We start from the raw sequence: 18,163 nt of genomic DNA, 5'->3' as shown, positions 1-18,163 counted from the left end.
CCACCTGTGAAGTAGCCGGGTCCACTGCGGTGGGCGATTAAGGTTAATAATTGGTTTCGATTGAGCTACGGTTCCGGCTGTGTGACAAAGCTTTCATTGGAGTTTGCACATTCAGATGCTCATGAACTTGAGGCCGCTCGCTTCCCGCTGAGCGGCCTTCTTTCTTTCGACGCTTATGCTTGGCGATACGCCTGGAACCGGATAGCCTGCCACTAGCGATGACAATGGGGCAGTGCATGAGCGACCGAGCGGATATTCAGAACAACACCACCGGCCGCGAGCCAGTATTCAACATTCCCGGCATCATCCTCGCAATCATGGGGCTATGCGCCGTCGTCTACGTTGTGGATGCCTATGTGCTGGATGAACAGCAGGCCAGCACGTTGCTGTTGGACTTTGCGTTCATTCCCGCGCGATTCTCGCAATATGGCGGGGTTTATTCACCGGCGGCCTGGCTGACGACGGTAACCTATTCTTTCATGCATGGCAGTTTCGCCCATATTGCGCTCAATATGATCTGGCTCGCAGCTTTCGGTTCACCTTTGGCAGCGCGGATAGGGCCTTTGCGAACGACGTTGTTCTGGATTGCCACGGCCCTTGCGGCGGCCTTGACGCATTATGCCGTCTACCCCGACAGCATGACGCCGCTTGTCGGTGCTTCGGGAGCGGTTTCTGGGATGATGGGTGCTGCTGCCCGCTTTGGCTTCCGCCGCTCGACCGCGCGAAATTCCGCGGCTTTCGTTGGCGACATATTACCCATCGCCGTGGCGTTGCGGATGCGGATGGTCATTGTCTTTCTCGGCGTCTGGTTTGTCACGAACGTCGTCACAGGCGTGCTTTCCGTCGGTGCCGATGATTCTGCGACAATTGCCTGGGAAGCGCATATTGGCGGCTTTCTGGTGGGTTTTTTCGGCATATCCCTATTCGACAGGCCGGATCGCGGTCGTAGAGACGCAGATCTGTTGGTATAATTGCTCAGCGGTTGCAATAGGTGCAACTTACGCGCACCATGAGTTAGGTCAGGACCTTCGGATGTAGTTAGGGGATTTTCGAGGGTCAGATGTCAATTGTGCAAGGAGGATGTACATGACAGTCAAATTGATACTCGAACGCAAGGGTTACGACGTATTCAACACGGCCCCGGATACCACCCTCGCCGAAGCGGTTTCCATCCTCGCCAAGCACAAAATAGGTGCGATTGTCGTCTGCAACGACAAAAAGGCGATAAAGGGCATTCTTTCTGAACGCGATGTAGTGCGGGCGATCGCTGCGGACGGCGCCGATGCGCTGGCAAGGCCAATCTCCGATATCATGACCGCAAAGGTCAGCGTGTGCAGCGAACGCCATACCGTCAATCAGGTCATGGAAATGATGACGCGAGGACGCTTCCGCCACCTTCCTGTCGAAAAAGACGGGCAATTGCACGGGCTCGTCTCGATTGGTGACGTCGTCAAGCTTCGCATTGAAGAGGTTGAACGCGAATCGGAGGAAATCCGGACCTATATCGCAACCGCGTGAAACTCGTGCAGGACGGCTAGAACACCAGCTTCTGCATGCGCTCTAATTCGCCAAGGCGCGCCATGGTCTCTTCATAGCCGAGTTTGATCGCTTCGTCAGCGCGATGGAACTCGGCCAGCCCGACGTGGCCGATTTTCGGCAGCAGCGCGATATCCGGCGGATCGCCTGCCATGCGCGCCCGTGAGATGCGGTCTTGGATAATATTGAACGCCTCCATCATCACCCCGGTGATGCCGAGCCTTTTGGAGGCGGAGCGTGCTGCTGCGATCTCGCCATCGCCTGTCGCCGACGGCGGGCCTTCAGCGGCATGCTTGATGACGGCCGCGCGACCAAATTGATCGTAATGAAGGTTGACCGCGACGACGAGGGGTTGCTCGTGGGCACGGCATACCGATACCGGAACCGGATTGACCAATGCCCCATCGACCAACGTCCGGCCGTTGCAATCGACGGGTTCGAATACGCCGGGGAGAGCATAGGACGCGCGCATCGCGGTGATCAGGCTGCCGCGGGTCAGCCAGATTTCGTGGCCGGTGTTGATTTCGGTGCACACGGCGATGAACGGTTTCCCAAGGTGCTCGATCGAAAGCTCTTCTAGATGCTCACGCAGGCGCCTATCGAGCTTCATGCCGCCGAAGAGGCCATTGCCGCGAAAACGCAGGTCAAGCAGGCTGAAGATGCCGCGCTTTGTCAGGCTGCGCGCAAAATCTTCCAGCTGGTCGAGCTTTCCGGCGAGATAACATCCGCCGACCAGCGCCCCGATGGACGTTCCGGCAATCATGGAAATTTCGATTCCCGCCTCGTCGAGCGCGCGCAACACGCCAATATGCGCCCAGCCACGCGCCGCTCCGCCGCCAAGCGCCAGGGCAATGGGGGTTTTCTTGTCTCGGGGCTGCTCTGGTGCAATCAATTGCACGCCCGGGCTATCACTAATGCCGATCGATTCTGCCGCGCGTAACCGGCGCGATGCCCATTCGAGCATGGCACACACTCCTGACGTCGTACTGACTCATTATCCCTCTACATTGGTATCCAAAGGATAAATATTGCGGAATTGTGGCCCCTTAGCCAATCAAGGAAATAGGATTACAAAGATCGATAATGGCGGTTACGAGGCATAGAGACTTTTCCGTCCATATTGGCCCTATGGCTAAGGAAGCTCTACTTTGTCTCTAACTGCACTACCAATGATGATGTTCCGTTCGTGGTGACGACCTGGCGATAAAAGCAGGAACGGCGACCCGTGTGGCATGTCGGACCATCGCCAGCGACCCGAACCTTGAGCCACAGTGCGTCCTGGTCGCAATCGGTGTGCACCTCCACGACGGTCTGCAAGTTTCCCGATGTTTCGCCTTTTTTCCAGAGCGTGTTGCGCGAGCGCGACCAGTAGTGGGCAATTCCCGTCTCAAGGGTGAGGCGCAGTGCTTCAGCATTCATATGGGCTACCATCAGCAGATGGCCGTCCTGGGAATCGGTGACGATGGCGGTGATAAGGCCGGACGAATCAAAGCGCGGTGCGAACACCGCGCCCTCTTCATTCTGATGCTTGTCAGCGAGCGGTTCGGAAAACTCGGTCATCGAATGGTTCTGACTAGCGACCCCTGACGAGCGTCATGAAACGGACCTGTTCGTTGACATCGGACTTATAAGCCCCGGTGAAAGTCGTCGTCGTCGTTGTCGAACCGGATTTGCGGATACCGCGCATCGACATGCACATATGTTCCGCTTCGATCATGACGGCAACGCCCCGCGGTTGCAGCGAGTCCTGGATGGCATTGGCGATCTGGGCGGTCATGCTCTCCTGCGTTTGCAGGCGGTGCGCATAGATATCGACCACGCGTGCGATTTTGGACAAGCCCACAACCTTCTCTCCATCCGGCAGATAGGCAACGTGCGCCTTGCCGATTATGGGCACCATATGGTGCTCGCAATGGGAGAAGAACGGAATGTCTTGAATGAGGACGATATCTTCGTAGCCCGCGATCTCCTCGAAGGTACGACCGAGTACTTCCGCCGGATCCTGTCCGTAGCCGGAAAACAGCTCCCTGTAGGCCTTGGCCACGCGTTCCGGCGTATCGAGCAATCCCTCACGGTCCGGATTGTCGCCGGCCCAGAGCAGGAGCGTACGCACTGCGTCCTCGGCTTCCTTCTGGGTGGGGCGTTTGGTGTTATCCTGCTTGGCCGTAGCTGACTGCAAGTTCTTAATTACCGCATCCATCGCGATCTCCCGTAGCCGCCCTCAAAGGAGCGACGAGTTAAACGGCAATACACGATAGTCGTTCCAGCGAACGGACGGTGTATTGAAGCAAGCGCTGTCAAATTTTGCCAACGCCACCAGCACCTTACCGAATGACAGAATTTAATCTATTCGACTTTGTGCTAGCCTACTCACATACTATATAGAAATCGCGTACAGAATTCATAGGGTAAAAAGATACTGATTGACGCAATTGCGATGAACACTGTGTCGAGGAACAGGCATCCATCATGATCAACGACGTCTATAACGGACGGATTCTCGAGTTCGCCGGGAATATTCAAAGGGTCGGCCGCCTTGAAAATCCGGATGCTACGGCAACCGCCCATTCGAAATTGTGCGGCTCGACGGTTATCGTCGATTTGAAGATGAAGGATGGGGTTGTTTCCGATTTCGCCCATGACGTCAGAGCTTGCGCCTTGGGGCAGGCTTCCTCTTCGATCATGGCACGGCACGTCATCGGTGCATCTGCGCAGGAATTGCGCGATGTGCGCGATACGATGTTCAAAATGCTGAAAGAAAACGGCGCGCCGCCCGAAGGCCGTTTCGAGGATCTCAAGTTTCTCGAACCGGTGCGCGATTACAAAGCGCGGCATAATTCAACCATGCTGACGTTTGACGCGGTGGTCGATTGCATAAATCAAATCGAAAAGAAGACCGCCGAGGCCGCGGCCTGAAACAGCATCATGTGCGACCAGCCTCTGCGCGACCACCTCCCCAAATCACCCCCGCGCTATTCCCGAAACTGGAGCGGACCTTGGCGAAAGACGCCCGGCCGGCTCCTCGGGACAGGGCTGGTGCGTCTCTATCAACTCACATTGTCCGGCTTCATCGGTAATTCCTGCCGCCACCTGCCGACCTGCTCGGAATATGCCTACGAGTCGATTGCCCGTTATGGACTTTGGCCGGGCGGCTGGATGGGATTGTTCCGGGTTCTACGCTGCGGTCCGGGAGGAACGCACGGGCTCGACCCTGTACCGACGACGCTGGATGAGCGCTATGTCTGGTATATGCCTTGGCGCTACTGGGCGATCGCCTCGCGCAAAAGCTGAGGCAGGGGTACTTTACGCCAGACGAAACAGGCTTTAGAAGTCCGCTCGCCGGACAGGAAGTCCGGTTGTTCAACACCACCCGCAATCGTTGGCGGGACTGGATAGGAGTAGATGTATGTCCCAGGCAGTTGCAAAGACTGTATCCCTGCGTTTCCCCGATGGCTCCCAGCGCGATTACGACGCTCATTTGACCGGCGCGGAACTTGCAGAATCGATTTCCAAATCACTTGCCAAGAAGTCGGTGGCCTATGCCGTCGACGGCGTCGTGCGCGATCTTTCCGATCCGCTTCAGAAGGGCGGCACGGTCGAGATCCTGACGCGCGACGATCCGCGCGCGCTCGAACTCATCCGGCACGATTGTGCCCACGTCCTCGCTGAAGCAGTTCAGGAGTTGTTTCCGGGAACACAGGTTACCATCGGACCTGTTATCGAGAATGGCTTCTACTACGACTTTGCCAAGAATGAGCCGTTCACGCCCGACGATCTGCCGTTAATCGAAAAGAAAATGCGGGAGATCATTGCCCGCAACAAGCCGTTCACCAAGGAAATCTGGTCGCGCGAAAAGGCGCGCAAGGTTTTTGCCGAGAAGGGCGAGACCTACAAGGTCGAACTCGTCGACGCCATCCCGGAAGGTCAGGACCTCAAGATTTACGCGCAGGGCGATTGGTACGATCTCTGCCGCGGTCCGCACATGGCCTCGACGGGGCAGATCGGTAACTCGTTCAAGCTGATGAAGGTGGCGGGCGCCTATTGGCGTGGCGACAGCAACAATCCGATGTTGAGCCGCATCTATGGAACCGCCTTCGCCAACGACGCCGATCTAAATGCCTACCTGCACATGCTGGAGGAGGCGGAAAAGCGCGACCACCGCCGCCTCGGCCGCGAAATGGATTTGTTCCATTTCCAGGAGGAGGGCCCGGGCGTCGTCTTTTGGCACCCCAAGGGCTGGCGCATGTTCCAGAACCTTGTCAGCTATATGCGCCGCAGGCTCGACAGTCATGGCTATAGCGAAGTCAACGCACCCCAGGTACTCGACAAATCCCTGTGGGAGACATCGGGGCACTGGGGTTGGTACCGCGACAACATGTTCAAGGTTACGGTTGCCGGCGATGAAACCGACGATGAGCGTGTCTTCGCCCTGAAACCTATGAACTGTCCGGGACACGTGCAGATTTTCAAGCACGGCCTGAAGTCGTACCGCGATCTACCGGTAAAACTTGCCGAATTTGGCAACGTGCACCGCTACGAGCCGTCAGGAGCGCTGCATGGTCTGATGCGCGTACGCGGATTCACGCAGGATGATGCACATATCTTCTGCACGGACGAACAGATGGAGGCCGAGTGCCTGCGCATCAATGATCTGATACTGACGACCTATGCTGATTTCGGCTTTGAGGGTATCACTGTGAAGCTGTCGACGCGTCCCGACAAGCGCGTCGGTTCGGATGAGTTGTGGGATCGTGCCGAGGCGGTGATGAGCAAGGTGCTCAACACGATCGAAGCGCAGTCGGGTGGCAAGATCAAGACGGCAATCAATCCGGGCGAGGGTGCTTTCTATGGCCCCAAATTCGAATATGTATTGCGCGATGCGATTGGCCGCGACTGGCAATGCGGAACGACCCAGGTCGATTTCAACCTGCCGGAACGATTTGGCGCCTTCTATATAGACTCGACCTCGGAGAAGAAGCAGCCGGTGATGATCCACCGCGCAATCTGCGGCTCGATGGAACGCTTCCTCGGCATTCTGATCGAGAATTATTCCGGACACATGCCGCTGTGGTTCGCGCCAGTACAGGTTGTTGTGGCGACGATCACCTCCGAGGCCGACAGCTACGGCGCGCAGGTCGCTAAGGAACTGAAGGCGGCCGGCCTTCAGGTCATCACCGATTTCCGCAACGAAAAGATCAACTACAAGGTGCGCGAGCATTCCTTGCAGAAGGTTCCGGTCATTCTCGTCTGCGGCATGCGGGAGGCGGAGGAGCGTTCGGTCAACATGCGCCGTCTCGGCTCGCAGAGCCAAGTGTCGCTGACGCTGGACGAAGCCATCGCGCAACTGACCGCCGAAGCAACGCCGCCGGATATTGCGCGGCTCGCCGCGGAATAGGCTAAAAGCCGAAATATGACGGCGCGGTGACGTTCATCGCGCTGTCACATCATTACGAGAAAATTGTTCAAATTCATTTCAGCCAAAGGCCTAACGTGCACTTTCCCGAGTTATCCTATGCCAATGACACCCAGTCACGCCTGACCCAGTGGTTGATTCGGGCCATTGAGGGCATTTCCGGCCGCAACTACTATGCAGGCCTTTACGATATCTGGCGCAGGGATATCGTTCCTGCTGGCATCGACGTGTTCTGCCGCATGATGGATCTGATCAACGTTCACCTGGATATCCGGGATCAGTGGCCCCCGCGCGACCTTCCCGATACGCCCCTGGTCATGATCGCGAACCATCCTTACGGTATTGGCGACGGCATCGCCGCCCTCGCGCTCGCGGAACAGCTTGGCCGGCCGTTTCGTGTTCTCATCAACAATGATCTTCTGAAAGTGCCGGAAATTCGGCCCTATGCGCTACCCGTCTGTTTTGACGAAACCAAGGAAGCCATGGCGATGAACATGGCAACGCGCCACGAGGCCGTACGGCTTCTGAAGGAAGGCGTGACCATCGTGGTCTTCCCGGCAGGAGGCGTTGCAACGGCACCCAGGGGTTTTGGCCGTGCCGAAGACCTGCCCTGGAAGATATTCCCGGCAAAACTTGTCCAGCAGGCAAAGGCATCGGTCATTCCGGTCTATTTTGGCGGCCAGAACGGCCGTTTCTTCCACCTTGCCAGCAAGGTGTCGATGACGCTACGCATTTCGCTGCTGATTCGTGAATTCCGGCGCCTTTCAGGCAAGTCCATCGAAGCGCGCATCGGAAGGGTAATCGGCTGGGATGAACTCAAGGTCATTGAGGATCGCAAGCAGATGCTCGAGTACCTTTACAACTCCGTCTTCTCGCTGCAACCAAAGCTTCGCTGAGCGACCGATCCAATAGTCAATCCAGCGGCTCTTCGCCGTCGGCGGGCTGGCTGGTGCTTGTCGCAGTTGCTGCGCCCTCAGCGGCCACAACTTCAACATCCTGGTTTCGGCCGGCGACGACCTTGAAATCACGCTGGTAGATCTTGTCCTTGTTCTTGGCAATGATGACGTAGTCACCTTCGGCGAGAACGATCGAGGCAAAGGCACCTACGCTCTCCCGCACGATATCGCCCGACGTGGTAAGAACGGACCAGGCCGTGTCGGCCAGTGCCTCGCCGCCTTGCTCGCGCACGAGTTTCAGCGTCAGTTGTGCCGCACGGTGCTCCACATTGGCCTCGGTGATCTTGCCCGCCTCGACACGGATATCGGCGCGGATCACTGCATTCGCGGTGCCATAATTGGAAACGATCTGATAGGTGCCGGTGTTGAGACGCACCACCGTGTCCGGCTTTACGTCGGGGATGATGAGCGCACGTTCGCCATTCGTATCCTCGTGGTCCTCGTAGATGGAGAAACGCAACTGATCCGGCGGAATACGGGCGCCGCCGGAGAGGACAGCATTGAGTTTGACGCCGCCCGCATCGAGGATCATCGTCTCCGAGCGCTTGGAACGGGTCATCGTAATGCGTTTCGTTGCACCTGCACGCCCAAACGCCACATGCACGAGATAGCTGCCCGGCGCCAGGTTGAACGACGTCGTGCCGCCCTTGGCGGTGGCGAGCAACGCCAGTTTACCGTCGCCGCTGGGCTCGGGGGCAAACACCCGCCAGACCAATCCGCGCCCGATGGGATTGCCTTCCTCCGAAAGCTTCGCCGACAGGACCAGTTCCGGCTCGTTTGCCAGCGGGTTATTAGCCGGGGCCTTGGGATTGGCATATTCGCGAAGATTGGGAATCATCGGCAGTTCAACCGCCGGCGTCTGCGGCAAGTCCGGTGCCAGCGATTGTGCGGACACACCCGAAGCGTGCATTACCAAGCCAGCAAATACGATCGCGATACGGACATGTCCGCATTTGAAAGCTTTCCATCCTGCCGGAAAATAATTGGCTGCACCCATGCAACGGTTTGATCCGAAGCCGATGGCAATTTCAAGGCTTTTTCGCTATGCCGCACCTTTACTTGGCCCGAGAAACCACCACATTGTCGGCGCATCGTAAAAGCAGGACTATTATGGATACATCTGTTCCCCTTTCGGTTATCGAATTCTTGTCGACGCGCAGTTCGACGCCCATTTCCGCGATCGGCCTTCCCGCGCCATCCGACAGCGAGATCGAGACGATGATCCGCATAGCTTCTCGGGTGCCTGATCATGGTCGCTTGACACCGTGGCGATTCATTATCTACCGCGGCGAGGCGCGCGAACGGATCGGCTCCTATCTTGCGGCGCTTGCCGAAGAGCGGGAGGGGCCACTTACCGAACAGCGGCGCGAGCAGGAATTGAAGCGCTTCGCGCGCGCGCCCCTGGTCATCGGCGTGATCTTTTCCCCGGTTGAGCATCACATTCCCGAGTGGGAACAGTTTCTTTCCTCTGGCGCCGCGGCCATGAACCTTTCGCTCGCCGCCAATGCGCTTGGCTATGCCACGAATTGGATCAGCAACTGGTATGCATCCGACGAGAAGGGCCGGGCATTGCTCGGGCTGGCGCCGCGTGAGCGCGTGGCCGGTTTTGTCCATATCGGCACTTGCGACCAGAAAGTTCCCGAGCGCCCAAGACCCGACGTAAAGGATATTCTTTCCGAGTATTCCGGCCCCTGGGAAGGGTGAAGCCAGATGTTCTACAGGTACGAGGATGGCCACAGACTTCCCCACGACCCGTTGAAGGCCATTGTCGCACCACGCCCGATCGGCTGGATTTCCAGCAGGTCGCGTGAGGGCAAGATCAATCTCGCACCGTATTCCTTCTTCAACATGATCAGCACGAGACCGTGTTTGATCATGTTTTCGTCCGAAGGTCACAAGGACAGCGTCGCCTTCATTGAGGAGACGCGCGAGTTTGCGGCCAACCTGGTGAGCGCCAATCTCTCCGTGGCGATGAATGCAACCTCGGTCAATGCGCCGCGCGGGGTCAGCGAGTTCGAATATTCCGGCCTTACGCCGGTCGATTGTACGCTGATTGCAGCGCCGCGCGTTGCCGAGGCCTTTGCGACGCTCGAATGTGTCGTGACCGAAATTCACAAGCCGAAGGACCGGCACGGCAATCCGGTCAGCGCCATTATGGTAATTGGCGAGGTGGTAGGTGTTCACATCGACGAGACAATCCTGACCAATGGCCTCGTGGACATGACGAAGGCCCAGCCCGTCTCGCGCCTCGGCTACATGGACTTTGCCTCGGTCTCCGAGACCTTTCAGATGTTTCGGCCCAAATGGGAAGAATCAGGACGCTGATTGGGCTCGGGCAAGAAGGCGCTCGGCCCGCCGAAGGTGCGGACGGTCGAACATCAGCCCGTCAATGCCGATAACGCCCGCCGATGGTTCGGCCGCGAACGCATCGACAATCTTCCGGGCTTGCGCGACAGCGTCAGCCGACGGCGTGAAAACCTTGTTGATGATCGGAACTTGTGCCGGATGGATGGCGAGCTTTGCGGTAAAGCCGTCGCGCTCGCCTTCCACGCATTCCCGCTCAAGCCCCGCATCATCGCGATAGTTGATGTAGACAGTGTCGATAGCGGCGACGTCCGCGGCGGACGCACCGAGGATGGTCACGGCCCGAGCCAGCCGGAACACGTCCGTATAGGCACCCGTTTCGTTGCGCGGCGATCGTGCGCCTATCGCCGCCGACAGATCCTCGGCGCCCCAGCTGAGACCTGTGAGCCGGTTAGAGCAGCCTGGATAGCTGGCTGCCGAGAGCGTGCCGATTGCGGTTTCGGTGATAAGCGCGAGAATCGTCGTGGAACCTTCCTCGGCTCCGCTCGCCGCTTCATGTACGTTGAGCTTGGCGGAAAGCCGCGTGACATCTTTTCCACTGTTGGATTTCGGCAAGAGGATGCCTTCCGGCATCGCGGGCATAACCGCTGCAAGATCATCATCGGCAAGCCCGCTTGTCAGATCGTTGATCCGCACGAAAAGCCGTGGGAGATTTGTCGCCCTATGCGCTCGCAGGAATTGCGACGCGATATCCCGCGCCGCTTGCTTGCGCCCGGCGCCAACGGAGTCCTCGAGATCGATCAGCAGAATGTCTGCGCCGCTTCCGAGGCCTTTTTCCAGTTTTTTCTCCGAATCGCCCGGCACGAACAGGAGCGAGCGCATCAGACGGTACCCTTCGATTTCATCATTGCCTGCCTCGTGCATTTTGCGACGAGTATGCCGTGCTGGTTGAAGGCCCTGTGTTCGAATTCGACAATGCCTCGATCAGGCTTCGATTTGGAGCGCCGCACCGAGATCACCTGGGTCTCGACGCGAACCGTATCGCCATGAAATAGCGGGGAAGGAAAGGTCACGTCGGTCATGCCAAGATTGGCGATCGTCGTGCCGACCGTCGTATCGTTGACGGATATGCCGATCATCAGTCCGAGCGTGAACAACGAATTCACCAGCGGCTTTCCCCATTCGGTCTTCGACGCAAAATCGAAATCGATGTGCAGAGGTTGCGGGTTGAGCGTCATCACCGAGAACAGCATGTTGTCGCTTTCGGTGACCGTCTTGCGCAGCGCGTGTTGAAACACATGCCCGATCTCAAAATCTTCCAGATAAAGCCCGGCCATTGGCGCCTCGCGTCTCCTTGATGTTTTTGCGGCAGAGACTAGGGCGGCGGCCGCCGGATCGCAACCTGCTGCTTCAGTATACCAACATGGTTAACGGGCATGGTGAACCGATCGTAAACTTTTTGCCTTTAGAGTTGAGGGCAATCAGGGGATTCGGGGGCGAAAAAAGAATGTCCGTTCAGCATTATCTGAAGATGATCCACAATGCTTCTGTGGCGCAGCGCTGTCATGCGGCCGCGGCCCTGGCTCATATCTACCTGCGATCTGACCTTGAATTCGATGAAAAGTGTTCAACCGAAGCGGTTTTGACGCTGCTTCTGGACGATCCCTCACCGAAGGTACGGCTGGCCCTTGCCGAAGCATTTTCGACAAGCGCACATGCCCCTGCTCATATCGTTGCCAGCCTTGCTCGCGACCAGATCGAGGTCGCAACCTACATTCTTGGCCGTTCGGTATTGCTGAGCGATGCCGACCTCATCGATTGTGTGGCTGGCGGTAGCTGTGAAGCGCAGCGCATCATCGCAGCGAGGGCGAAGGTGTCCTATGCGGTCAGCGCGGCCCTTATTGAAATCGGCGAGATCGGGGCGATTGAGACGTTGCTGGCCAATACCCAGGCGCAGATCGCTGACATCAGCTTTCGCAGGCTGCTCGAGCGCCTCGGTGACGTCGCGGAAATCAGGACGCTGCTGATCGACGACAACCGTCTTCCAGCCGATTGCAGGCACACATTGGCGGTACAAATTGCCGAGGCGCTGTGTCAGATGGATATCGTAGTGGCACTCATGGGGGAGCGCCGGGCAAAACGGATCACGCGGGAAGCCTGCATAAGGGCATCGGTAAACCTCGTTTCGGCAACGCGGGTGGATGAATATCCGGCCCTCATAGGGCATCTGCAACTGCGCGGCGATCTCACGACTGCCTTTGTGATCAGGATCGTGGCTGCTGGTCGGATCGATTTCTTCGCGGCCATCCTGGTCGCGCTCTCTGGATATAGCCTTTTACGTGTCCGCAGTTTGCTTATCGATGGACGTCCCGCTGCCCTCGGTGCTTTGCTTACCGCTGCGGGCCTGCCCACCAGTACCCACCTTCCACTCAAGGTGGCGCTCGATGCCTGGCGCAACGTTGCCAAAGGTAAACTTGCGGCTGGTTCTCACGAGATCATTCGCCGGATGATCGAACATGTGGAGCCGGTCGCGCAGGCCGCTGGCACGCTTCCCGTCGCCGCCAACGATGATATGCTTTCGCTTCTGAAACGCATCCATCTTGATGCCATTCGGGAAAATGCACGCGAACAGGTACTTGCAATTACAGCAGCCTGAAGCTCCGATTTCATTTGAGGCCGTATTTGATTACAAAATGCGGGCCGGTGGCGAATTATTACGCTGGCCCTCTGCATCTGAATTGACGCATTCTTGCTTTTTTGGACGCATGAGCTCTTCTATCCCGTCGCTCCTGAGATGAAGATATTTATAGTTTTCAAGTGGATGTGAGTGTTTTTTCGATCTCAAGAATTATGTTCGATCTACGGCCTTCAGTTTAAGACAGTATTGCTGACCTAATAATTCATGGTAGAGTGCGTGGAAAATGTCAGTGGTTGGGAGGCGATGACATGTCGAATGACGGTCCCCTTGGAGAATTTGGTCCCTTGAGCCTGCATGTGCCGGAGCCGGCAGTGCGGCATGGCGGCGAGCCGGACTTTTCTAACGTAGATATCCCCGAGGCAGGTACGGTCCGACGTCCCGAGATCGATGCCAATCCGGAGGAGTTCCGCGATCTCGCCTTTTCCATCATCCGCGTTCTGACCCGCGACGGCGAGGCGGTTGGCCCATGGGCGGGACTCCTTACCGACGAACAGCTTGTCGAGGGCCTGCGCCATATGATGACGCTGCGGACCTTTGATGCCCGCATGCAGATAGCCCAGCGCCAGGGCAAGACCTCCTTCTATATGCAGCATCTCGGCGAGGAGGCCGTAAGCTGCGCCTTTCGCAAGGCGCTTGCTCCGGGCGACATGAACTTTCCGACCTATCGGCAGGCAGGCCTGCTGATCGCCGATGACTATCCCATGGTCGAGATGATGTGCCAGATTTATTCCAATGAGCGCGACCCCCTGAAGGGCAGGCAGCTGCCGATCATGTATTCGTCGAAGGAGCATGGTTTCTTCTCGATCTCGGGAAACCTCGCGACGCAATATATCCAGGCCGTGGGCTGGGCCATGGCCTCGGCCATCAAGAACGACACGAAGATTGCAGCAGCCTGGATTGGCGACGGATCCACGGCGGAGTCGGATTTTCATGCATCGCTGGTGTTCGCGTCGACCTACAAGGCGCCAGTCGTGCTCAACATCGTCAATAATCAGTGGGCGATATCGACATTCCAGGGCATTGCCCGCGGTGGTTCGGGCACGTTTGCCGCTCGTGGCCTCGGTTTTGGCATCCCTGCATTGCGCGTCGATGGCAACGACTACCTCGCGGTCTACGCGGTGGCGCAATGGGCGATCGAGCGGGCAAGGCGCAACCTCGGGCCAACCCTGGTCGAATACGTGACCTATCGCGTCGGCGCCCACTCGACTTCCGATGATCCTTCGGCCTATCGACCAAAGACAGAGTCGGACGCCTGGCCGCTTGGCGATCCGATCGTGCGGCTCAAGAATCACCTGATTTTCCGCGGCGCCTGGACGGAAGAGCGTCACAAGCAAACGGAAGCGGAAATCCTCGATGTGGTGATTACCGCTCAGAAGGAGGCGGAAGGCCACGGCACACTGCACGCGGGCGGAAAACCCTCGGCGCGCGATATGTTCGAAGGCGTTTACGAAACCATGCCGCCGCATCTGCGTCGTCAACGCCAGCAGGCAGGAGTCTGAAGATGGCCCGCAAGACAATGATCGAAGCCATTCGTGATGCGATGGATATCACGATGGAACGCGACGATGATGTGGTGGTCTTCGGCGAGGATGTGGGTTTCTTTGGCGGTGTTTTCCGCTGTACGCAGGGGCTGCAGGCGAAATACGGCAAGACGCGCTGTTTCGATGCGCCGATCAGCGAGTCCGGCATTGTCGGTGCAGCGATCGGCATGGCTGCCTATGGGTTGAAGCCCTGCGTTGAAATTCAGTTCGCCGATTACGTCTATCCCGCCTATGACCAGATAGTCTCCGAAGCTGCCCGGCTGCGCTACCGTTCCAACGGCGGCTTTACCTGCCCGATCGTCATTCGGATGCCGACCGGTGGCGGTATCTTCGGGGGGCAGACGCATAGCCAGAGTCCTGAAGCGCTGTTTACCCATGTTTCCGGGTTGAAGGTCGTGATGCCTTCCAATCCGCACGATGCCAAGGGCCTTCTCATCGCTTCTATCGAAGATCCGGATCCCGTCATCTTCCTGGAGCCGAAACGTCTCTATAACGGTCCTTTTGACGGGCATCACGACCGACCTGTGACGCCCTGGTCGAAGCACGATCTTGGCGATGTGCCCGATGGTCACTATACCGTGCCGCTCGGCAAGGCGATCAAGCGGCGTGAAGGCGCACAGATGACGATCCTTGCCTATGGCACCATGGTCTACGTCGCGGAGGCTGCCGCGGAAGAAAACGGCATCGACGCCGAAATCATCGATCTCCGGACCCTGCTGCCGCTCGATCTCGAAACAATCGTCGAATCGGTCAGCAAGACTGGCCGCTGTATCATCGTCCACGAAGCCACTCTCACATCGGGATTTGGTGCGGAACTCGCCGCGCTGGTGCAGGAACACTGTTTTTACAAGCTTGAAGCTGCAGTCGCCCGCGTGGCCGGGTGGGATACGCCCTATCCGCACGCGCAGGAGTGGGACTATTTCCCGGGCCCGACGCGCGTCGGCAGGGCCCTCGTCGAAACGCTGGAAGGTTAGGAGCAGAAGATGGGTGAATATGTCATCAAGCTGCCGGATGTCGGTGAAGGCGTTGCTGAAGCTGAACTGGTTGAGTGGAACGTAAAGATCGGCGATCTCGTGCGCGAGGACATGGTCCTTGCTGCCGTGATGACCGACAAGGCGACTGTCGAAATTCCTTCACCTGTCGATGGCGAAATCATCTGGCTTGGCGGCGAAATCGGCCAAATCATAGCGATCGGATCACCGCTTGTCCGGCTCAAGGTCGAAGGCGAGGGACATGCGCCTGAGCCTTCTCCTGCCAAGCCCGCGAAGGCCGAAGCACCAGCGCTACAGGCAGAGAAAAAGCTCGAACCAGCGAAAGCGGAGGCCGAAAAGCCCAAGACCAAGCCGGCAGCAGTCGCGGAACCGCCCCGGACGACGCCCCAGTCCATTGGCGGCGTGGCACCGCGCGGCGAGGGCGAGAAGCCGTTAGCCTCGCCCGCGATTCGCCTACGCGCCAGGGAAGCGGGCGTCGATCTGCGGCAGGTCAGCGGGACGGGGCCGGCGGGAAGGATCACCCATGAGGATCTCGAGGCCTTCTTCGCCCGCGGGTCACAGCGCCCCGGCGTCGCGGCACTTGCCCCCGACAATTCGATAAAGGAAATCAAGGTCGTTGGTCTTCGGCGCAAGATTGCCGAGAAGATGGCGATCGCAAAGTCCCACATTCCGCACATAACATATGTGGAGGAGATCGACGTCACCGCGCTAGAGGAATTGCGTGCGACGCTCAACGCCAAGAAGCGCGCGGACCAACCGAAGCTTACAATTCTTCCTTTCCTGATGCGCGCAATGGTCAAGGCAATTGCAGACCAGCCAAATCTCAATGCCCTCTATGACGATGACGCCAACGTCATCAACCAGTATGGCGGCGTTCACATCGGTATCGCGGCGCAAACGCCGAACGGGCTCGTCGTTCCCGTAGTAAAGCATGCAGAGGCGCGGACGCTCTGGGATTGCGCCGCCGAGGTCAATCTCCTCGCTGATGCAGCCAAGACGGGTTCGGCCACGCGCGAACAGCTGACCGGATCGACGATCACCATAACCTCGCTTGGCAGTATGGGCGGCGTCGTGACAACGCCGGTGATCAACTATCCCGAGGTGGCGATCATCGGGGTCAACAAGATCATGGTGCGCCCGGTCTGGGATGGCACCAGCTTCATACCGCGCAAGATGATGAACCTTTCATCAAGTTTCGACCATCGCGTCATCGACGGTTGGGATGCCGCGGTATTCATCCAGCGGATCAAGACGCTGCTCGAAACCCCGGCGCTGATCTTTGTGGAGGGCTGACCAATGAAGGATATTTCCTGCAAATTGCTGGTGATAGGGGCCGGGCCCGGCGGTTACATATGTGCCATTCGTGCCGGCCAACTCAATGTCGATACTGTCATCGTCGAGGCAGCCAAGGTCGGTGGCACGTGCCTGCTTGTCGGTTGCATCCCGTCGAAAGCGCTGATCCATGCGGCGGATGAGTTTGCCAAGGTCGCACATTTTGCTGCGGGACAAACCCCTCTCGGCATTTCACTGAGCGAGCCTTCGATCGATTTCACCAAGACCATTGCCTGGAAGGACGGCATCGTCAGCCGCCTGAACAATGGGGTGGCCGGGCTGTTGAAGAAGGCCAATGTCAAGATCGTCACCGGCAAGGCGAAGTTCCGCGATGGCAAGACCGTCGAGGTAGAGACCTTGACCGGACAGCAGATTATTCGCGCTGAAAACATCGTGATTGCAACGGGCTCGGCGCCTGTCGAGATTCCCTCATTACCGTTTGGCGGCAATGTCATCTCGTCAACGGAAGCGCTCGCCCTGCGTGAGGTTCCGGAGAAGATGGTCGTGGTCGGCGGCGGCTATATCGGGCTTGAGCTCGGCACTGCCTATGCAAAGCTCGGATCCAAGGTAACCGTGGTCGAGGCCTTGCCGAAAATCCTGCCGCAATACGATGCTGAATTGACACGCCCCGTGTCGCGCAGCCTGTCCGAACTTGGCATCATGGTGCTGACCGGCGCCAAGGCCAAGGGCATGAGCGCCAAGGGCGATGCGCTCCTCATCGAGACATCCGATGGCAAGGACGACAAGATCCCTGCCGACAAGGTTCTGATCACCGTTGGCCGCAAACCGGTTACGTCCGGCTGGGGGCTCGAAGAAATTGACATCGACATGGACGGGCGCTTCGTTCGTATCGACGACAAATGCCGGACCTCGATGCGCGGCATTTATGCAATTGGCGACGTGACCGGCGAGCCGATGCTGGCGCACCGTGCCATGGCGCAGGGCGAGATGGTCGCCGAGATCATTGCAGGCGAGAACCGCAGCTGGGACAAGCGGGCAATTGCTGCCGTGTGTTTTACCGATCCCGAGATTGTCTCGGTCGGTCTTTCGCCCGACGAGGCCAAGGCAGCGGGCCACGAGGTCAAGATCGGGCTGTTCCCCTTCGTCGCCAATGGCCGCGCCATGACGCAGGAAGGCGAGGAGGGTTTCGTGCGCGTTGTCGCCGCTGCAGGCAACCACCTGATCCTCGGCATCCAGGCGGTTGGCCAGGGCGTTTCCGAGCTTTCGGCTGCGTTTGCGCTCGCGCTTGAGATGGGCGCTCGCCTCGAAGACATCACGGGAACGATCCATGCGCATCCGACGCAGAGCGAAGGCTTTCACGAGGCCTGTCTTAAGGCGCTAGGGCATGCACTGCATATCTAGTCTTGAGCGAGCGACGCTCCGCCGTCGAC

18 protein-coding genes and 1 pseudogene are annotated in these 18,163 nt (G+C 58.2%); 13 read left to right on the top strand and 6 right to left on the bottom strand.

The window, feature by feature from the left end:
* Nucleotides 1–236: 236 nt before the first annotated feature.
* Together AAAB35_RS07000 and AAAB35_RS06995 are read left to right on the top strand one after the other, a co-directional pair.
* A complete protein-coding gene (locus AAAB35_RS07000) occupies nt 237–971 on the top strand; it encodes a rhomboid family intramembrane serine protease (RefSeq protein WP_340667484.1) in 735 nt (244 codons plus the stop codon).
* A 115-nt stretch (nt 972–1,086) separates the two neighbouring features.
* The gene (locus AAAB35_RS06995) at nt 1,087–1,518 is read left to right on the top strand and encodes a CBS domain-containing protein (protein ID WP_340667483.1); all 432 of its coding nucleotides are present in this window, start codon (nt 1,087–1,089) and stop codon (nt 1,516–1,518) included.
* 16 nt (nt 1,519–1,534) lie between these two features.
* On the opposite strand, the gene AAAB35_RS06990 is transcribed toward AAAB35_RS06995, so the two are convergent.
* From AAAB35_RS06990 to folE, 3 genes are all read right to left on the bottom strand, one after another.
* On the bottom strand, nt 1,535–2,500 hold the full coding sequence (locus AAAB35_RS06990) for a patatin-like phospholipase family protein (RefSeq protein ID WP_340667482.1): 966 nt from the start codon (nt 2,498–2,500) through the stop codon (nt 1,535–1,537).
* A 179-nt stretch (nt 2,501–2,679) separates the two neighbouring features.
* Nucleotides 2,680–3,096 carry a phosphoribosyl-AMP cyclohydrolase gene (hisI, locus tag AAAB35_RS06985; protein ID WP_340667481.1) on the bottom strand — a complete coding sequence of 139 codons (417 nt, stop codon included), beginning with the start codon at nt 3,094–3,096 and terminating at the stop codon, nt 2,680–2,682.
* Between the two features lie 13 nt (nt 3,097–3,109).
* A complete protein-coding gene (gene folE, locus AAAB35_RS06980; RefSeq protein WP_340667480.1) occupies nt 3,110–3,736 on the bottom strand; it encodes a GTP cyclohydrolase I FolE in 627 nt (208 codons plus the stop codon).
* A 269-nt stretch (nt 3,737–4,005) separates the two neighbouring features.
* On the opposite strand from folE, the gene AAAB35_RS06975 reads away from it, so the two are divergent.
* From AAAB35_RS06975 to AAAB35_RS06960, 4 genes are all read left to right on the top strand, one after another.
* Nucleotides 4,006–4,452 carry an iron-sulfur cluster assembly scaffold protein gene (locus tag AAAB35_RS06975; protein WP_340667479.1) on the top strand — a complete coding sequence of 149 codons (447 nt, stop codon included), beginning with the start codon at nt 4,006–4,008 and terminating at the stop codon, nt 4,450–4,452.
* Nucleotides 4,453–4,461: 9 nt separating this feature from the next.
* The gene (gene yidD, locus AAAB35_RS06970; RefSeq protein ID WP_340667478.1) at nt 4,462–4,827 is read left to right on the top strand and encodes a membrane protein insertion efficiency factor YidD; all 366 of its coding nucleotides are present in this window, start codon (nt 4,462–4,464) and stop codon (nt 4,825–4,827) included.
* A 115-nt stretch (nt 4,828–4,942) separates the two neighbouring features.
* Complete coding sequence (gene thrS / locus AAAB35_RS06965; protein ID WP_340667477.1) at nt 4,943–6,931, top strand: threonine--tRNA ligase; 1,989 nt, start codon at nt 4,943–4,945, stop codon at nt 6,929–6,931.
* A 95-nt stretch (nt 6,932–7,026) separates the two neighbouring features.
* Nucleotides 7,027–7,845, top strand: a complete 819-nt coding sequence (locus AAAB35_RS06960; protein WP_340667486.1) for a lysophospholipid acyltransferase family protein — start codon at nt 7,027–7,029, stop codon at nt 7,843–7,845.
* A 16-nt stretch (nt 7,846–7,861) separates the two neighbouring features.
* Here AAAB35_RS06960 and AAAB35_RS06955 read toward each other — a convergent pair whose 3' ends face one another.
* Nucleotides 7,862–8,815 (bottom strand): hypothetical protein, encoded by a 954-nt coding sequence (locus AAAB35_RS06955; RefSeq protein ID WP_340667485.1) that lies wholly within the window; start codon nt 8,813–8,815, stop codon nt 7,862–7,864.
* A gap of 200 nt (nt 8,816–9,015) precedes the next feature.
* Between AAAB35_RS06955 and AAAB35_RS06950 the strand changes: the two genes are divergently transcribed.
* Nucleotides 9,016–9,609 (top strand): nitroreductase, encoded by a 594-nt coding sequence (locus AAAB35_RS06950; RefSeq protein ID WP_340667476.1) that lies wholly within the window; start codon nt 9,016–9,018, stop codon nt 9,607–9,609.
* Nucleotides 9,610–9,615: 6 nt separating this feature from the next.
* Complete coding sequence (locus AAAB35_RS06945; RefSeq protein ID WP_340667475.1) at nt 9,616–10,230, top strand: flavin reductase family protein; 615 nt, start codon at nt 9,616–9,618, stop codon at nt 10,228–10,230.
* On the opposite strand, the gene AAAB35_RS06940 is transcribed toward AAAB35_RS06945, so the two are convergent.
* Nucleotides 10,219–11,091 (bottom strand): CoA ester lyase, encoded by an 873-nt coding sequence (locus AAAB35_RS06940; RefSeq protein WP_340667474.1) that lies wholly within the window; start codon nt 11,089–11,091, stop codon nt 10,219–10,221. The two genes, AAAB35_RS06945 and AAAB35_RS06940, sit on opposite strands and share 12 nt — an antisense overlap.
* Nucleotides 11,091–11,549: pseudogene (locus AAAB35_RS06935) on the bottom strand (MaoC family dehydratase); the annotation flags it as partial. The gene AAAB35_RS06940 and the pseudogene AAAB35_RS06935, both read right to left, overlap by 1 nt.
* Nucleotides 11,550–11,716: 167 nt before the next feature.
* On the opposite strand from AAAB35_RS06935, the gene AAAB35_RS06930 reads away from it, so the two are divergent.
* The 5 genes from AAAB35_RS06930 to lpdA all read left to right on the top strand — a co-directional run bounded on the left by AAAB35_RS06930 (nt 11,717) and on the right by lpdA (nt 18,134).
* Complete coding sequence (locus AAAB35_RS06930; protein ID WP_340667473.1) at nt 11,717–12,865, top strand: DUF2336 domain-containing protein; 1,149 nt, start codon at nt 11,717–11,719, stop codon at nt 12,863–12,865.
* A gap of 290 nt (nt 12,866–13,155) precedes the next feature.
* A complete protein-coding gene (locus AAAB35_RS06925) occupies nt 13,156–14,406 on the top strand; it encodes a 3-methyl-2-oxobutanoate dehydrogenase (2-methylpropanoyl-transferring) subunit alpha (RefSeq protein WP_340667472.1) in 1,251 nt (416 codons plus the stop codon).
* 2 nt (nt 14,407–14,408) lie between these two features.
* On the top strand, nt 14,409–15,422 hold the full coding sequence (locus AAAB35_RS06920) for an alpha-ketoacid dehydrogenase subunit beta (RefSeq protein WP_340667471.1): 1,014 nt from the start codon (nt 14,409–14,411) through the stop codon (nt 15,420–15,422).
* 9 nt (nt 15,423–15,431) lie between these two features.
* Nucleotides 15,432–16,733, top strand: coding sequence for a dihydrolipoamide acetyltransferase family protein (locus AAAB35_RS06915; RefSeq protein ID WP_340667470.1), 1,302 nt, complete (start codon nt 15,432–15,434; stop codon nt 16,731–16,733).
* Nucleotides 16,734–16,736: 3 nt separating this feature from the next.
* Nucleotides 16,737–18,134 (top strand): dihydrolipoyl dehydrogenase, encoded by a 1,398-nt coding sequence (lpdA, locus tag AAAB35_RS06910; protein ID WP_340667469.1) that lies wholly within the window; start codon nt 16,737–16,739, stop codon nt 18,132–18,134.
* The last annotated feature ends 29 nt before the right edge of the window (nt 18,135–18,163 follow it).

Origin of the sequence: Phyllobacterium sp. (assembly GCF_037994425.1) — a bacterium.
GTDB lineage: Bacteria > Pseudomonadota > Alphaproteobacteria > Rhizobiales > Rhizobiaceae > Phyllobacterium.
The sequence above is the reverse complement of the archived record's forward strand: the minus strand, read 5'-3'. Positions and strand labels throughout refer to the sequence as shown.

What these genes read in the sequence shown, in the direction of transcription:
- AAAB35_RS06950 (WP_340667476.1), top strand. Translation starts at nt 9,016, where the DNA reads ATGGATACATCTGTTCCCCTTTCGGTTATCGAATTCTTGTCGACGCGC.
- thrS (WP_340667477.1), top strand. Translation starts at nt 4,943, where the DNA reads ATGTCCCAGGCAGTTGCAAAGACTGTATCCCTGCGTTTCCCCGATGGC.
- AAAB35_RS06915 (WP_340667470.1), top strand. Translation starts at nt 15,432, where the DNA reads ATGGGTGAATATGTCATCAAGCTGCCGGATGTCGGTGAAGGCGTTGCT.
- AAAB35_RS06995 (WP_340667483.1), top strand. Translation starts at nt 1,087, where the DNA reads ATGACAGTCAAATTGATACTCGAACGCAAGGGTTACGACGTATTCAAC.
- AAAB35_RS07000 (WP_340667484.1), top strand. Translation starts at nt 237, where the DNA reads ATGAGCGACCGAGCGGATATTCAGAACAACACCACCGGCCGCGAGCCA.
- AAAB35_RS06925 (WP_340667472.1), top strand. Translation starts at nt 13,156, where the DNA reads ATGTCGAATGACGGTCCCCTTGGAGAATTTGGTCCCTTGAGCCTGCAT.
- AAAB35_RS06930 (WP_340667473.1), top strand. Translation starts at nt 11,717, where the DNA reads ATGTCCGTTCAGCATTATCTGAAGATGATCCACAATGCTTCTGTGGCG.
- AAAB35_RS06945 (WP_340667475.1), top strand. Translation starts at nt 9,616, where the DNA reads ATGTTCTACAGGTACGAGGATGGCCACAGACTTCCCCACGACCCGTTG.
- hisI (WP_340667481.1), bottom strand. Translation starts at nt 3,096, where the DNA reads ATGACCGAGTTTTCCGAACCGCTCGCTGACAAGCATCAGAATGAAGAG.
- AAAB35_RS06920 (WP_340667471.1), top strand. Translation starts at nt 14,409, where the DNA reads ATGGCCCGCAAGACAATGATCGAAGCCATTCGTGATGCGATGGATATC.
- yidD (WP_340667478.1), top strand. Translation starts at nt 4,462, where the DNA reads ATGTGCGACCAGCCTCTGCGCGACCACCTCCCCAAATCACCCCCGCGC.
- folE (WP_340667480.1), bottom strand. Translation starts at nt 3,736, where the DNA reads ATGGATGCGGTAATTAAGAACTTGCAGTCAGCTACGGCCAAGCAGGAT.
- AAAB35_RS06990 (WP_340667482.1), bottom strand. Translation starts at nt 2,500, where the DNA reads ATGCTCGAATGGGCATCGCGCCGGTTACGCGCGGCAGAATCGATCGGC.
- AAAB35_RS06940 (WP_340667474.1), bottom strand. Translation starts at nt 11,091, where the DNA reads ATGCGCTCGCTCCTGTTCGTGCCGGGCGATTCGGAGAAAAAACTGGAA.
- AAAB35_RS06955 (WP_340667485.1), bottom strand. Translation starts at nt 8,815, where the DNA reads ATGCACGCTTCGGGTGTGTCCGCACAATCGCTGGCACCGGACTTGCCG.
- AAAB35_RS06975 (WP_340667479.1), top strand. Translation starts at nt 4,006, where the DNA reads ATGATCAACGACGTCTATAACGGACGGATTCTCGAGTTCGCCGGGAAT.
- lpdA (WP_340667469.1), top strand. Translation starts at nt 16,737, where the DNA reads ATGAAGGATATTTCCTGCAAATTGCTGGTGATAGGGGCCGGGCCCGGC.